The organism is Gemmatimonas sp., from assembly GCF_046594945.1.
Classification (GTDB): Bacteria; Gemmatimonadota; Gemmatimonadetes; order Gemmatimonadales; family Gemmatimonadaceae; genus Gemmatimonas.
This window is the reverse complement of sequence record NZ_JBKJRB010000056.1, coordinates 16,120-30,417: the sequence shown is the minus strand read 5'-3', so window position 1 is coordinate 30,417 and position 14,298 is coordinate 16,120. Positions and strand designations below refer to the sequence as shown.

General features: G+C 65.9%; 11 protein-coding genes and 1 pseudogene. 6 read left to right on the top strand and 6 right to left on the bottom strand.

The window, feature by feature from the left end:
• Positions 1-236: 236 nt before the first annotated feature.
• Positions 237-923 (top strand): hypothetical protein, encoded by a 687-nt coding sequence (locus ACLL97_RS06385; RefSeq protein ID WP_411279650.1) that lies wholly within the window; start codon positions 237-239, stop codon positions 921-923.
• A gap of 14 nt (positions 924-937) precedes the next feature.
• Here the strand turns inward: ACLL97_RS06385 and ACLL97_RS06380 are convergent, their stop codons facing one another.
• Positions 938-1,801 carry an N-acyl homoserine lactonase family protein gene (locus ACLL97_RS06380; RefSeq protein ID WP_411279649.1) on the bottom strand — a complete coding sequence of 288 codons (864 nt, stop codon included), beginning with the start codon at positions 1,799-1,801 and terminating at the stop codon, positions 938-940.
• Between the two features lie 397 nt (positions 1,802-2,198).
• Here ACLL97_RS06380 and ACLL97_RS06375 point away from each other — a divergent pair, with 397 nt between their 5' ends.
• From ACLL97_RS06375 to ACLL97_RS06365, 3 genes and pseudogenes are all read left to right on the top strand, one after another.
• Positions 2,199-4,094 (top strand): Ig-like domain-containing protein, encoded by a 1,896-nt coding sequence (locus ACLL97_RS06375; protein ID WP_411279648.1) that lies wholly within the window; start codon positions 2,199-2,201, stop codon positions 4,092-4,094.
• Positions 4,095-4,248: 154 nt separating this feature from the next.
• Positions 4,249-5,817 (top strand): YifB family Mg chelatase-like AAA ATPase, encoded by a 1,569-nt coding sequence (locus ACLL97_RS06370; RefSeq protein ID WP_411279647.1) that lies wholly within the window; start codon positions 4,249-4,251, stop codon positions 5,815-5,817.
• A 248-nt stretch (positions 5,818-6,065) separates the two neighbouring features.
• A pseudogene (locus ACLL97_RS06365) lies at positions 6,066-6,350 on the top strand (type II toxin-antitoxin system RelB/DinJ family antitoxin); the annotation flags it as partial.
• A 217-nt stretch (positions 6,351-6,567) separates the two neighbouring features.
• Here the strand turns inward: ACLL97_RS06365 and ACLL97_RS06360 are convergent.
• The 3 genes from ACLL97_RS06360 to ACLL97_RS06350 all read right to left on the bottom strand — a co-directional run bounded on the left by ACLL97_RS06360 (position 6,568) and on the right by ACLL97_RS06350 (position 9,671).
• The gene (locus ACLL97_RS06360; RefSeq protein WP_411279646.1) at positions 6,568-7,452 is read right to left on the bottom strand and encodes a glutaminyl-peptide cyclotransferase; all 885 of its coding nucleotides are present in this window, start codon (positions 7,450-7,452) and stop codon (positions 6,568-6,570) included.
• Positions 7,449-9,062 carry an N-acyl-D-amino-acid deacylase family protein gene (locus ACLL97_RS06355; protein ID WP_411279645.1) on the bottom strand — a complete coding sequence of 538 codons (1,614 nt, stop codon included), beginning with the start codon at positions 9,060-9,062 and terminating at the stop codon, positions 7,449-7,451. Before ACLL97_RS06355 ends, ACLL97_RS06360 begins: the two co-directional genes overlap by 4 nt.
• A 78-nt stretch (positions 9,063-9,140) precedes the next feature.
• The gene (locus ACLL97_RS06350) at positions 9,141-9,671 is read right to left on the bottom strand and encodes an FKBP-type peptidyl-prolyl cis-trans isomerase (protein ID WP_411279644.1); all 531 of its coding nucleotides are present in this window, start codon (positions 9,669-9,671) and stop codon (positions 9,141-9,143) included.
• Between ACLL97_RS06350 and ACLL97_RS06345 the strand changes: the two genes are divergently transcribed.
• Complete coding sequence (locus ACLL97_RS06345) at positions 9,670-11,109, top strand: threonine/serine exporter ThrE family protein (protein ID WP_411279643.1); 1,440 nt, start codon at positions 9,670-9,672, stop codon at positions 11,107-11,109. The two genes, ACLL97_RS06350 and ACLL97_RS06345, sit on opposite strands and share 2 nt — an antisense overlap.
• A gap of 26 nt (positions 11,110-11,135) precedes the next feature.
• Here the strand turns inward: ACLL97_RS06345 and ACLL97_RS06340 are convergent, their stop codons facing one another.
• Positions 11,136-12,500, bottom strand: coding sequence for an MFS transporter (locus ACLL97_RS06340; RefSeq protein WP_411279642.1), 1,365 nt, complete (start codon positions 12,498-12,500; stop codon positions 11,136-11,138).
• A 91-nt stretch (positions 12,501-12,591) separates the two neighbouring features.
• Between ACLL97_RS06340 and ACLL97_RS06335 the strand changes: the two genes are divergently transcribed.
• Positions 12,592-13,398, top strand: a complete 807-nt coding sequence (locus ACLL97_RS06335) for a 4'-phosphopantetheinyl transferase family protein (protein ID WP_411279641.1) — start codon at positions 12,592-12,594, stop codon at positions 13,396-13,398.
• Positions 13,399-13,500: 102 nt separating this feature from the next.
• On the opposite strand, the gene ACLL97_RS06330 is transcribed toward ACLL97_RS06335, so the two are convergent.
• A complete protein-coding gene (locus tag ACLL97_RS06330) occupies positions 13,501-14,286 on the bottom strand; it encodes a ubiquinone/menaquinone biosynthesis methyltransferase (protein WP_411279640.1) in 786 nt (261 codons plus the stop codon).
• Positions 14,287-14,298: the final 12 nt, after the last annotated feature.

Below are 14,298 nucleotides of genomic sequence, written 5' to 3'. Positions count from 1 at the left end.
GTTTCACCCGGTGCGCCGCCAGCCTGGCGCTCGTTGGCTGCGGCAGCGCCGACGCCGCCTAGACGGCGAATCTCGAAGGCTCGTGGCGCGAGGGACTCCGGCGCCGCGTCACGAACCGCTGAGGTCGCGCGGTCATTCTGGCGGGACGCGTATTGCGTCGTAGCTTTAACGGATACGGTGCGGCGCACAACGTCGCGTCCACCTTCAGGGTCCACACCAGCGTTGGAGAACACGCCATGACCACCGCGCGACGTGACTTTCTACAGCAATTTGCGCTCGGCAGTCTTTCTGCCACGCTGCTGCCCATGACAGCGCAGGCTGCGTGGGCCGAGCGAGCGGTCGCGGCAAGCACCGGAACGGAAGCGGCGCCGCAGTACGATGTCACGTGGACACGCCGACTGACGGGTAAGTACAAGGCCGTCTACGACAGTCCCGACATTGGTGGTGGACTCGGCGTGTTGCGCGCCGGCATTGTCAGCGCGCAGTACATGTCGGCGTTCAATGTGCCGGCGAGCGCCCTGTCTCCGGTGATCGTGCTACGGCACGACGGCATTGTGCTCGCGATGCAGCAGGACTTCTGGGACCGCTACAAAGTCGGCGAGAAGCATCACGTCACACATCCATGGACCGGAGCACCGTTAACCCGGAGTCCGGCACTGCTTGGTGCAGGTGACGGACTTCCCGCAGGGCTCGAGGCGCATGCGCTCGACAAGCAGCTTGCGCGCGGCGTGATCGTGCTCGCGTGTGCGCTCGCGTTTCAATCTGTCATCGACACCATCGCCACCGCCGATGCGCTGTCGCCCGACGCCGCCGCGACGAAAGCCCGCAGCATGATGCTCCCGGGCATCATCATGCAGCCGTCTGGAGTGTTCGCGACGTCGGTCGCGCAGGACCACGGCTGCGTGTACGTACGCGCCACCTGACGCGCGAGGTCGCGTCAGCGAATACGAACCGCGCCCTTCCCCACCACCGGGAAGCGCGTGAACACGGCGGGATCATGTCCGGGCACCACCACGCCGGTGGTGCCCGCGAGTTCCAGCATGCGTTGCTGCGCCGCAAGATTTGCGGCGCGGTCGAGTGTCTGGGCGATCGGCGTGCGCGTGTCGAGATTTTCGTAGAGGTACGCGTTGTCCGACGCCAGCACGACCGTTCCGCGCGCGGTCTGCACGCCGGCATACTGCGACGCGAAGGTGTGCTTTCCGCCAGTGTACACGCGGATACCGGGCATGATATCCTGCGCGTCGCCGTCCACCAGCTGCACGCGGCCGGCTTGGCGCAGCGCGTATAGCATTGCGGCGTCGAGGGCATCGGCGGCGCGATCAAGTGACACACCACCGTCGCCCACGTGATGCTCGTACTCCTCGCGCTGAATCCAGACGGTCGCATTGGGAAAGAGATCGATGCCGTCGACGTGATCCCAGTGCACGTGCGACACGATGATGTCGGTGACCTGCTCCGGCGTGATCCCAAGCACGCGAATGGCGTCTGACGGCTTCTGGTAGTCCACGGGTTTCCACCGTGCGATGAACTTCTCGCGGTAGAAGCCGGCGTCGACGAGCACGATACGATCGTTCCCGGGCTTGATGACCCACACCGTGAGCGCGACATCGAGTCGTCGGGCGGTATCCGCGCCGGCGATCAGCGAAGACACGGGCATGTTGGCGACCGCGCCGTAGCGTACCGCGTAGATCTCGGGCGCACCCTGGGCCGAGCCTCGTGCCGCGATGGGCCCCCAGGCGGAGCACACCACGAGCAGGGCGGCACGGGCAGCGCGGGTGAATCGTGCGAACGTCGTCAGCATTCTGGTACGGTACGCCCCGCGCGCGCGCGGGGCCAGCCATGCCGGCAACGCGCTGTCTGGGCGTGCACCGCCCGCGAGCTGTCGGCGCTTCGGGCCCGAGGTGACTCGAGGTGGGATCACGGTCAGTCCAACGAACACCAGTTCGTATGAAGTCCGAACAATGTTTGGATCTGGCGCCGAGTGTGCCTCATCGGTCCTTCATGGACAAGAACGGTAAACGCTGGCCGGGGCCCGCGACACCACTTTCTTGACTTTGTGGCAGTTTGCCTCGACTCTTTGTTTTGCTACCAAACAAAGTGCACGCGCGGCGCCGTTGCTTGCTGCTTGGCTCGCATCCCCGCCGCGCGCCCGGACTCCCTCATGTCGTGGTTTCGACATCGCCTTTTGGAGGCCCTGCATGCGTATCTCGCAATTCCGCCGAATTGCCGTCGTTCTCGTTGCCTGTACGAGCGTTCTGCTCGCTGGCTGCGACTCGTCGAGCAGCACCGCGGCAATGACGCTCTCGTCGATCGCCGTTTCCCCCACCACCGCCAGCCTCCCCATTGGCGGTACGCAGCCCCTCACGGTGTCGGCCCCCTACAGCGACAACTCGACGGCCGCGCTCACGTCGGGCGTCACGTTCACCTCGTCGGCCAGCACCGTCGCGACCGCCAGCACGGCGGGCCTGGTCACAGCGCTCGCCGCCAACACCACGACCATCACCACCACGGCGTCAGGCAAGTCGGCCACCGCGCTGATCACGGTGGCCCCTGCGGCGCCGACGCTGTCGTCGATCGCCGTCACGCCGGCCACGGTGACTCTGCTCGTGGCCGCGACGCAGCCGCTCACGATCACCGGCACGTACAGCGACGCCACGACCGGCGCGTTGACCACGGGTGTCACGTTCGCCTCGTCGGCCGCGAACGTGGCCACGGTGAGCAGCACGGGGCTGGTCACCGCGGTCAGCGCGGGTACCACGACGATCACCGCCACCCACACCGCATCCACTCGGACCACGACGCGCCTGGTCACGGTCACGGCGCCCGTCGCGACGGGCTCCGTCGTGTTCTCCGATGCCTATGATGCCGGCATCAGCTTTGCCGATTTCGGCGGTGCCACAAACGCCGTGACGATCGATGCGACGACTCTCTACAACGGCAAGAAGACCATCAAGGCCGTCGTCACCGGCGGCGGTGGGTACTCCGGCGGCGCGTTCGTCGCGACGACGACGCGCAACCTCTCCACTTTTAACGCCCTCACCTTCTGGGCCAGAAGCAGCGCGGCCAACGCCACGCTCAAGGTTGGTATCGGCAACAATGCCGCCACGACGGCGTTGAACGCGGAGTTGATCGGCCTTCCGCTCACCACCACGTTCACGAAGTACATCATCCCAATGCCGAATCCGAGCAAGGCCACGGCGATGAATGGGTTGTTTCACTTCGCCGACGGTCCGAACAACTACACGGTGTGGTTTGCTGACGTGCAGTACGAAAGCCTGCCCGCAAGCCACGTGGCCGCGCCCACGGCGGCCACAGTTGCGTGGCCTGCGCTGAACGTCGCCGTCGGTGCACCACAGCAGCTGAATCCGGGACCGAACACGGTGAGTTTCACCACGCCGGACCTGCCAAACGGCGGGAAGCTCACCGACGTGGCCTGGAGATGGTACACACTCGCGTCGAGCAACCCCGCCGTGGCCACCGTGAGCGTGGCCGGTCTCGTGACCGGAGTGAGCGCGGGCACCGCGACGATCACGGCTACGATGAGCGGGCTAGCGGTGGCATCCAGTTCGACCGTGACGGTCTCCGCACCACTGGCCGCCCCGACCACGATCGCCGCCGCGCCGACCAAGGCCGCCGTCGATGTGATCTCGCTCTTCACCACGGTCTACACGAACCGCGGCGTCGATACGTTCCGCACCAGCTGGAGCGCCGCCAACAGCGAGTTGACAGACCCGTTCACGGTCGCCGGTCGCGCCATCAAGAAGTCCTCGCTCTTCAACTTCGTCGGCATTGAATTCGGCCCGGGCGTGCCCGCCAACAACATCGATGCGACGACGATGACGAGCCTGCACGTCGATGTGTGGTCACCGAATCCATCGACCACGCTCGAAATACAGCTCGTGAACGACGCCACGGGAACGCCGGCCATCGGCCAGTACCAGGCGGGTCAAATCGCCACCGGTAGCTGGGTGTCGCTCAACAGCCCGCTGGCCAGCTTCGTAGGACTCACGGCCAAGAACAAACTGCAACAGATGCTCTTTGTCGCCGGTGGCCCCACGGTGCTGTACGTGGATAACATCTACTTCTTCCGGTAGGTCGTGCGGTCGGTGCTCCACGCTTGCTTTGATTGGGAACTCAAACGGGCGCCCCCGAGGGCGCCCGTTCGTGACTGCGCTCGTGGCGTAGTTCCGATGATGCCCGCCGCATTCGGATGACGGTGCTCCGCGCCAATCGCGCTACACTCGCGCCATGCTTGCCGCCGCCCCCTCCGCCGCCGTCCTCGGCATCGACGCCCTCGACGTGCTCGTCGAAGTGCATGTAGCCAATGGGCTACCTCAGTGGACGCTCGTCGGACTCGCCGCGACGGCAGTGAAGGAAAGCCGCGACCGCGTGCACGCGGCGCTGGTGAATTCAGGATTCACGATTCCACCGCGACGGATCACGGTGAATCTCCAGCCTGGCGATCTGCCGAAAACCGGCACCGCCTTCGATCTTCCCATCGCGCTCGCCCTGCTCGCCGCCAGCGGACAACTCCCCGCCGCATCGCTGCAGCACACTTGTTCGGTGGGAGAGCTGGGACTTGATGGACAGCTCCGGAGCGTTCGCGGGGTGCTCGCTGTGGCGCGGCATGTGGCTGCGACCAGCGACGCCCTGTTGATCGTGCCGCCGGATAATCTGGCCGAAGCACTGCGCGTGCCCAGCGCCCGCGCCATGGCACCACGCACCCTCGCCGAGCTCGTGCGGGCTCTGCGCGACGGCACCGCACGCGGCGACACCCGTCCCCGACGCCTCGACGCGCCCCCGGATGACACACCCGAACTCGGCGATGTCGTCGGACAATCGCTCGCCGTGCGCGCCCTCGAGATCGCGGCCGCCGGATCCCACAACCTGCTCCTGGTCGGACCGCCAGGTGCCGGTAAGACCATGCTCGCCCGTCGACTGCCAGGCATTCTGCCGCCACTCGATGAACAGGAAGCACTCGAGGTGCTCGCGATTCATTCAGTGGCCGGATTGCTGGGACCCGAGCACGTACCCACCAGCGCAACACCCGCGCGCCCGTTCCGCTCACCACATCACTCCATTTCGACCGCCGGACTCGTTGGCGGCGGCAGTTGGCCGCGCCCCGGAGAAGTGAGCCTCGCCCATCGCGGCGTCCTCTTTCTCGACGAACTCTCCCTCTTTCCGCGGCATACACTGGAGTCCCTGCGACAGCCACTCGAAGACGGCGTGGTGGTCGTCGCCCGCGCCGCACGATCGGTGCGATTCCCCTCCCGCTTCGCCCTGATCGCGGCTAGCAACCCGTGCCCCTGCGGCTACGCCGGCAGCGAGGATCGTCACTGCCGATGCTCGGTCGCCGACCTCGCTCGACATCGCGCACGATTGTCCGGCCCACTCGCTGATCGCATCGATCTACATGTCCATGTGCAGCGCGTGCCACCAGCTGACCTGTCCACCCATACGCCACAGGAGCGATCGGCCGACGTGCGAGCCCGCGTGATCGCGGCCCGCGAACGACAGCGGGCGCGATACGCGCACACCGCCGGCACGCAACCGCTCGCCGCACTCACTAATGCCACGGCGCCCGTCCGCCTGATCGCACCCGCCGCTCGGCTCGAACCCGACGCCCGCGCATTGCTCGTGCGCGCTGCCGACAAGCTCGCGCTCAGTGCCCGCGCCTATCATCGCGTGCTGCGCGTCGCCCGCACGATCGCCGACCTCGACGACATCGATGTGGTCAGCCGGCTGCATGTGGGTGAGGCACTCCGCTACCGGCCGGTGGTCGACGAAGCGGCGAGTGGAGAACTTCCCAATGCGTAGTGCAGCGAACCTGCCTACGGTTAAGGGAGCAGAGCGGGCGCATCAGGATAAACGCAGCCGTAACGGCACGTGGTCCACTGCCTCCGCCTTCCTGATACTCTCCAGCCTGCGTTCTAACGCTGCTTCCAGGTCCGACTGTTCAAAATCGATCGAACGACGCATGTAGCCCTGCCGGGCCACGTATTCAGACGGCAGTGAAGCGATTTCCACTACGGGAGCACCGCCTGCCCTAGTCGGGAACCGTACGCGCCCGGGTCGAGCCGAACCTCGGGCACGATGCTGAGGATGTCTTGGCGCAGCTTGGCATATCCCCGACTGCCGCGATCAGCCTGTTCTACGAACAGGTTGCCCGGCGGCACGTATTGCCTTGTGATGTGGCGCTCCCAAACGCCGCCACGCGGGCTGCGATGGTGGACGCCCAAGCTGGACGCGTGATTCGGGCCAGGGACGTGAAGTCGCTGCTCGCTCGTGTCGACGCCGACGATTCACCCGTGTACACGCCGAGCTTTACAGGCCAGTTCAAACAAGATTGAAAGAGAGCCCCGGCGAGCGGTTGGGACATTGAACACTTTGGTCGAGTGATGGTGACGCTGCTTTAGGGCAATGCGCTCGATGCCGTTTTTCGTGCGAACGAGGCACACGCCGTCCTGTTGTAGCGTGGTTGCCGAGCAGGGCACGCCGCCGCGCGCGAGTGCCAGATCCCTAGGCCCGCCCCTACGCGCGCGCCGCGCGCGCTCAACGAATACGCCGCTATCGCGGAACCGTGACCACGAACAGCCACGGCCACAGCTTGCCAGTAAGCAGCACCATATCGCGTGCGCGGTCATACGCGATTCCGTTGGCCGTCCCGCCGCGCACCCCCACAAACGTGCGCTCGTCAGACGTGAGTAGCGCACTCACGTCGACCCATCCTTTCACGGTGCCGCTGGTCGGATCGATGCGAGCGATGAAGTTCGTCTGATATACATTCGCCCACAATTCGTCGTTCACCCACTCGAGTTCGTTCAGCCATCGCACCGGTTGACCCGCTTCGCGCACGTCGAACGTCCGCATTACGGTGAACGTCTTCGGCTCGAGCACGCGCACGATCGACGTGCCGTCGCTCTGATACAGGCTCGATCCGTCGGTCGCGAGCCCCCATCCCTCGCCGTCGTAGCGCACGCTATCGATGACACGCAGGCCGGCCGGCGAGTACACGGTGCCGCGGCCGCGACGCCACGTGAGCTGATACAATCGATCGTTCAGCACCGCGATGCCTTCGCCGAACGCGGCGTCGGGCGTCGCGGTATGCCTGATCACGCGTCCGGTGCGCAGCGCGACTTCACGCACCTCGGATTGGCCTTCGAGACCGGTGCTCTCAAAGAGACGCTTGCCGTCGAGCAACAGCCCTTGTGTGTACGCCAACGAGTCATGCGGGAAGCGCTCCAGCACCGTGGGGCGAACCACTGGCGTGCTTGTGGCAAACGGCACCGCCGGCGCGCTGCCATCGGCGTTCGTGACCGCCGCCGCCATCATGCCCGACGGGAGCGTCGGCCGAGCGCCCGGCGTTGCGCCGGAATCGCCGCCGCCGCAAGCGGTGACAAACGCCATCGTCACCGCCATCGACCACCATCGCGCGCTCACACCGCGAGTCATTTCGCGGTACGCAGCACCACCCGCCCCGCCCGTACCCGCGTCGCCTTCCCGCCACTCACCGCCACCGCGCCATTCACCACCACCGTCTCAATTCCCACCGGATACTGATGCGGCGACGCAAACGTGCTCATGTCCTTTACCGTGGCCGCGTTGAACACCACCACATCGGCCACGTTGCCCACTTTCAACACGCCGCGATCGGTGAGCCCGAGTCGCATGGCCGGCATCTGCGTCATCTTGTGAATCGCCGTTTCCAGCGACAGCAGCTTCTGGTTGCGAACGTACTCGCCGAGCACGCGCGGGAAGGTGCCGTAGGCGCGCGGATGCGGGTGACCGTCGCCGGGACTCGAGATGCGTCCGTCGCTGGCGATCATGGTGAACGGCGCCACCATGATGCGGCGCACGTCCTGCTCGTCGAGCACATGATAAATCGCGTTGCCACCGCCATTGAGCATCGCTTCGAGCACGAGCGCAGCGCCGTTCTCCGGCGTCGGGGCGAGTTTTCGTCGCGCGGCCCAGTCTTTCAGCGTCTTGCCTTCCAGACTTGTGTCCCAGGCCACGCGAGAGAATTGCACGCGTGCCAGATCGCCGCCACCGCGGTCGTTGAGAATGTTGTCGATGATGCCGCGCATGATGCTGTCCTTGAGCGCCGGCACCCCCAGTCGCTTCCGGAACTCGGCATCACCGCCGGCCATCGCCCAACTTGGCACCAGCACCCCGATGCCAGTGTGCGTCGCGGTGTACGGATACTGATCCACCATCACATCGGTACCGGCCTTTCGCGCACTATCGACCAGCGCCAGGGTGAGCGTGCTCTTGCCCCACATCTGCTGGCCGACCGCCTTGTGGTGGGTAAGCACGACCGGAACGTGCGCCCGTTTCCCGATCTCGAGCGCCTCGGCCACGCCATCCAGCAATCCGATGCCTTCCTTGCGCAAGTGCGACGTGTAGATGCCGCCGCTATCACTCGCCACCTGCGCCAGCGCAATCACTTCTTCGATGTTCGAGTACGTGCCGGGCAGATACAGCAAACCGGTACTGAGACCGAAGGCGCCCTGCCCCATCGCGGTGGCGACCAGCAGCTTCATGCGGGCGAGCTCGTCGGCATTCGGTGCGCGCGCTGCCATACCGAGCACCGCACGACGGACGTCGTTGTGACCCACGAGGTACGCCACATTGATTCCGATCGTCGCGGTGCGCACCGAATCGAGGTAGGGTGCCAGCGGCAACGGTGAGCCGCCGTCGGGGCCACCCAGCGCCAACGTAACACCCTGTCGCAAGGCGCTCTCCATGAGCGGGTACTGCAGCAACGGCTCCAAATGGGCGTGGAGATCGATGAACCCCGGCGACACCGTGCGGCCCGCTGCATCGATCACGCGTGCGGCCCGCGCGCGCGCGAGCAATGGCGCCATCGCCACGATGCGATCGCCACGGATGCCGACGTCGAGTCGCTGTGCCGCGCGCCCCGTACCGTCCAACACCGAGCCGCCGGCGATCAGGATATCGAAACGCTCGGCCGCCGCTTGCGCATGCAATGGCGCGGGTCTCAGCGCAGTCGCGGCAGTCAGTGTCGATGCAAGCGCTCGCGCCAGCAGCAGTCGTGCGATCATGCGTCGTCCGGTAAGTGTCCGAATGCAAAAGGGAGCAGGAATTTCCCCGCTCCCTTCCGTACCATCGCGGCGTCGCGCCTACTGCACGCCGAGGAGTTCCACGTCGAACACAAGCGTGGCGTTGGCCGGAATCGGCCCCTGCCCCTGGTTGCCGTACCCGAGCGCCGAGCCGATCACGAGCTTACGCTTGCCTCCTACCTTCATGCCGAGCACGCCCTGATCCCAGCCCGCGATCACCTGTTGGGTGCCGAGCGTAAAGCTGAACGCCGCTCCGCCCACGTTCGTATCGAAGCGGCTACCGCTAATCAGCCATCCCGTGTACGTCACGCGGATCACGCGTCCGGCCACCGCCTCGGCGCCAGTACCAACCACGAGATCCTGCACGAACAAGTTATCGCTTTTTTTCGTCATGTTCGCGATGGTCACGCCGAGCGACGACGCGTACGTCTGCACGGCCGGATTGGACGGGATATTGGGCGCCGTGCTATCGGTACCGCAGGCGTTCAACAGCGCGGCCGCACCGAGCATCGGCACCGCAACCACGCGACGGATGGCGGAGCGGACGACCGACGCGGCGCGACGGGTCAGAAACGGCACAGTATGTTTCATGAATCTCGAAGAAGGAGCGGAGGGAGACCGCGTAACGACGGATGAGGCGCAGGATGTGGTCCTGCTGCCGGTATCCGTAAAAGATAAGCCGTGGCGCCCCGCCTCGGCGTCCCCTACGCTCAGCAACATGGCCCGCCTCACCCTGCCCGACGCCCTCAACACGGCCGAGAACCCATTGGACGTACCGATGGGGTCGACCGGCGGACAGGCGGCGGTGTCGCGTCGGTTTGTGCTGCAGCTGGCGCGGGCCCTCCACAAGCATGGCACGCCGGCGCATCGATTGGAGACGGCCCTTGCTATCACGGCCCGACGGCTTGGGCTCGAGGCCGAGTTTTTCTCGACCCCGACCAGCATCATGGTGGGAATCGGCAATCTCGACGACCAGCGTGTGTCGCTGCTCCGCGTGGAGCCGGGGGAGCCGAATCTCGGGCACCTCTCCACGCTGGGCGACATCACGCGCGGCGTGATCGAGGGCACGCTGTCAGCGGCGGAAGGCCTGAGTCAGGTCGAGGCGCTCGACCTGCAACCACCGCCCTACCCGCAGTGGCTGGTGCTGTTTGCCTTCGTCTGTTCGTCGGCGGCGGTGTCGTGCTTTCTCAAGGTGCGCGTGGGCGACGTGCTCACGGCATCGTTCCTGGGGCTGCTCACCGGTGTGATCGCACTGATGGCCAGCCGCCGGGAAAGCACCCGACACGTGACCGAGCCGCTGGCGGCGTTCGCCGTCACCGCGGTGGCGTTCACGATTGACGACGTGATGGGCACCCGCAGTGGCTTTGCGACGTCGCTGGCGGGGCTCGTGGTGCTGCTGCCCGGACTCACGTTCACGGTGGCGCTTACCGAGCTGTCCACCCGACATCTGGCGTCGGGCACGGCGCGTTTGAGCGGTGCGATTGTCGTGTTTTTGGGGCTTGGCTTTGGTCTCGCGCTGGGTGCGCAGACGGGCGGCTCACTCGGGCCAATGTTGCACGAAGCCCTGCCCTCGTTGCGTGGCGCGTTGTCGCGTGCCGAGCTCCCGGGCTGGACCGAGTGGATCGCGCTGCTCGTCGCGCCTCTCTCGTTTGCGGTGTTGCTCAGCGCAAAACGGCGCGACATCGGCAGTATCGTCGTGGCCTGCGGTGGCGCCTATCTCGTGTCCAAGTTCGCGGGCGCGTCGGTTGGCGAGCAGCTCGGCGCATTTCTTGGCGCGTTCGTGGTCAGCGCCGGCAGCAATCTGTTCGCGCGCTTCACGCGACGCACTGCCATGGTGACGCAGGTACCCGGCCTGCTCATTCTCGTGCCGGGCAGCATCGGCTTGCGCAGCATGCAGTCGTTGCTGGGTCAGGATGTCGAAATGGGCATCGCCACGGGATTTCGCGTGGCAATCATCGGTATTTCACTGGCGGCCGGCTTGCTGGCCGGCAACGTGGTCACGAGCGCGGTGAATCGAATTCGGCGCTGAGCGGCGTGATGGATGCGGGTGCGGCGCTACTCGGTGCGGAGCCGCTGCACCGTGGCACGGAACGCCGGACGTCCCCAAGCCATCAACAGGATCGCCATCGACATGGCGACGACCGTGACGATCGAGAGTGAATACCGCAGCGCCAGCGGATCACGGAACACCTTGTCGGTCATGAGCGCAACAGCGGTCGGCCCCACGACCCCTGAGAACAGATTCACGACGAGCTGATAGAACGAGCTCCCCTGCCCTCGCATCCGCGCCGGCATCGCTTCGGCAATCGCGGCGTTAGCGGCGCCCCACGGCATCGCCGCGAACAGGTTTACGGGTACCAGCATGAGCCCCGCCAACAACGCCGTCGGCATGAGCGGAAAGAGTCCGGCGAACACCAGCATGCCGGCGGCACCAAGCATACCGACGCGCAGCGGTGCATCGATATGGCCCAGACGTGTCCACCGATCGGTGAGGCGACCACCCAGCATCACACCCAGCGGACCAAGGGTGAGCGTGAGCGCTCCCTGCAGCGTGCCGGCCTGTGCCTCGGTCCAGCCGTAGGTGCGAATGAGGAACGACGCCAACCAGGCCACGAGCGCGTAGTTCGCCGACGCCGAGAACGCGAAGCCGAGTGACAACGCCCCGATCGTGCGCAGGTTGGCGCGCATGTAGCGCACGACCTCGGCGAACGGCAGCTGCGCCGCGCGATTGGCTTCGATGGCCGTGGCGTCGAGTACACGTGGTTCGCGAATCGTCAGTGCCAGCAGCGCGACCAACAAGCCCGGCAACCCGACGAAAAAGAATACCAACTGCCACGGGAACACATTGCCCACGAACGGGACCGCCACGAGCCCTGGCTGGCTGAAACGACCGACCACGAACGCGGTGAGTGCGTACGCAATGCCGGAGCCCGCGAACGTACCCAGCATGTACGTGCTCATCGCAACGCCCAGCGATTTCCGCGGAAACGAATCGCTGATGATCGATACGGCAGCCGGACCCAGGGTGGCTTCGCCGGCTCCCACCCCGATGCGCGCCGCAAAGAGTCCGGCGTATGATCGCACGCCGCCCGTGATCACCGTCATCACACTCCACACGGCAGCGCCGAGTGCGACAATGCGGGGGCGATGCCCTCGGTCCACCCACCGCCCGATCGGCAGACCAAGCACGGAATAGAACGCCACGAAGCCGAGCCCCATCAGCAGGCTCACCTCCGTGTCGGTCACGTGCAGGTCGCGCTTGATCGGACGGACCATGAGCGACAGGATCTGTCGGTCGACGTTCCCCGACACATTGGCGATCGTGAGGATAGCGACGGCATACCAGGCCTGCGCAGGCGTCACCTGACGCGAGTTGGCCGATGAGGGTGCCGTCAATTCGGAGCGGAGTGGCGTAGTCACATCCGAAAGCTGCTCTTCCGCGCAGAGAATTGCACGAGAATTGCGAGCCAATCGTGCGACCGACCGGAGCAGATCGCGGGTAGATTGTCGTATGTCCGACGTGTCGCCTGATCCCTCAGCACTACTCTGGCCAGCACCGCAGTTCGTGCCGGCGCCGAGCGACGCCCCGTCGGCGTTCACGCTGGTGCGGGTCAACGTGCCGGTGTTGGTGGATGCCGACCCACGCCGCTGGCTCCCGGCACTGGTGACAGACGCCCGGCTGCATCCCGACGAAGCGGCGCTGGTCGAAACGATGCCGCCGACCCAACGCGCCACGTTCGTGGCAGGCCGTCTCGCCATGCGCGCGGCGTTGGGCCGCGCACTCTCCTCGCAGGGGGCGCCAGATGCCCACGGGCCGATTCTCCGCACTGATCGGGGTGCGCCGGTGCTGCCGCCCACGGTGGCCGGCTCGGTGAGCCACAAGCACGACGCCGCGCTCGGGTTGATGGTGCCGCGCACGCCACTTCCTGCGGGCGCGTCGATGTACGTTGGCGTCGATCTCGAGCATCGCCCCACGGAACGCGATCTCGCCCGTCCCTCTATTGCACGACGTATACTCACCGCCGACGAACTCGACGCCCTGTCGCTGCTCAATCACGATCCGCTCGCGCAACGCGACCGCGTGATGCTGTCCTTCGCGATCAAGGAAGCGGTCTACAAAGCGATCGATCCGACCGTCCAGCGCTACGTGCGCTTCACCGAAGTCGCGTTGCGCTTTAGCAACGATGGCGCGGTTGCCGTGTCATTGCGCCTGCCGGAGTTGGCCAACGGTGAGATCACCGTGGGCGCACAGTACGCGGTCGACGACCGCTGGATCGTGGCGACGGCCGTTGCTTCGACGGAGTACGGCTCGCGGTAACAGCGCAACACGTTCGCGCGAAATCCGCGAAGAACGCGAAGCGACGCGAAGAACAGCGTTTCTTTTTCAATTCTGTTGCTGTGCTTCGCGCGCCTTCGCGAGCTAGGCGATCCGCCGCGCCACGTGCTGCGCGATCCCGCCGAACAGGTAGCGCTTCACGCTCACAATTTCAAAGCCTTCCCGCCGCAGCAGCGCCGAGAATTCATCGGCTGTCATGAAATCCCGGATACTGCGCGCGATGTAGCCATACACGATCGGATCACGGTGCCACAGCCAGCCCACGATGTTGCCGGCCATCGACAAGTACCCCAGGAACAACGCGCGCCACGGGGCGAAGCCCGGACGGTAGAAATCGAGCGTGACCAAGGCGCCGCCGGGCCGCAGCACGCGCGCCATTTCGCGCACACAGAGGGTCGGATCGGGCACGTTGCGCACTCCATAGCTCGCGCTCACTACATCGAGGCTCGCGCGCTCCTGCGGCAGCGCCATCATGTCACCGACCATTGGCGTCACGCGCCCCGACACATCGGCATCGATGGTGCGCAATCGTTCGCGCGCCGCCTCGATCATGCGCGGCGACGCGTCGAGCGCCGTGACGGTGGCCGGTGGGACGGCGCGAGCGAGTTGCGCGGCCACGTCACCGGTCCCGCTGGCCACGTCGAGCATGTGGCGGGCCGTCGGTGCCTCCGCGATTGCGGCGGCAATCGCCCGGCGCTTCCAGCCCGCGTCCATCCCCAGCGAAAACAGTCGCGTGAAGGCGTCGTACCGCGGGGCGATGAGGTCGAACATCGGCGTCACGAACGCCTGCTTGCGCGACGGATCGGCGAGATACGCGTCCACATCGAGTGAGCCTAGCTTTTCGTTGCGCGAACCGGTCGGCAGCGTCATTCGATTCAGGAC